The sequence below is a fragment of the Herbaspirillum sp. GCM10030257 genome, from assembly GCF_042666555.1.
Lineage (GTDB): Bacteria > Pseudomonadota > Gammaproteobacteria > Burkholderiales > Burkholderiaceae_D > Noviherbaspirillum.
The window spans coordinates 1-703 of sequence record NZ_JBHTDH010000129.1; the positions used below are offsets into that span (position 1 = coordinate 1).

Sequence of the window (703 nt, forward strand, 5' to 3'; positions counted from 1 at the left end):
ATGGCATTTCGGCGGCCACTCAGAAACTTCGGCGATTGCATTCCCCGCAGCGAGTTCTTCGCTCAGGATTTGCTCCAGCGGTGCAGCCATAGCGGGTCGGTCGGTGCGATTGTTCATGAGGTATAACGGTCCGGATAACGGGCGGCATAGCCGCCTCGGTTCATTTTTAAGTTAGACATACAGTCGTCTTTCCGGGGACAGCGGGTCGCGCACAAATTGCGAGAATTCATCGGCAATTTTCACAGCACTAGACCAGTCGAGATCTCCGCATGATGCGACATAATAGCCCTCGATTTCTCTCGCCTCAATTCGTGCGACGCAGATGTTACCGTTTCCGTCCATGCAGAGCGGCAGCGCGCCTGGCATGTACTGATCTAGATCGTACAGGTCATCTTCAAAGATGGACTTGACGGGAAAGAACTGCAGCTCTTTGTATCCGAACCAGAGAACAGCACCATCGCTCTGTAGCCAAAATTGTTTCAGGTCCGGCGGAAGTGCTGTATCAAATTTTACTTCCAACCGCTGCAAGGCAGCGGCGCTAGTCCCAGGTGGTCGGTTGGTGTATTGCATGATGTTTAACGAGGCTGTGCAAAAAGCCAACTTTCAAGCGACATGGCGCCTACTGCACGTTCAGTCATGATTCCAGTTTCCTGAATCGGTTTAGATAATCAAAGTGTCGGCCATACAGCTAAAAATGGCAAGA

At 51.5% G+C, this 703-nt stretch carries 1 protein-coding gene; it reads right to left on the bottom strand.

Features of this window, described 5'->3' with window-relative positions; all coding sequences use genetic code 11:
• Positions 1-171: 171 nt before the first annotated feature.
• Positions 172-570, bottom strand: a complete 399-nt coding sequence (locus ACFQUU_RS29395) for an SMI1/KNR4 family protein (RefSeq protein ID WP_382252187.1) — start codon at positions 568-570, stop codon at positions 172-174.
• Positions 571-703: the final 133 nt, after the last annotated feature.

Coding starts and splice junctions, on each gene's coding strand:
- ACFQUU_RS29395 (WP_382252187.1), bottom strand. CDS start 570: ATGCAATACACCAACCGACCACCTGGGACTAGCGCCGCTGCCTTGCAG.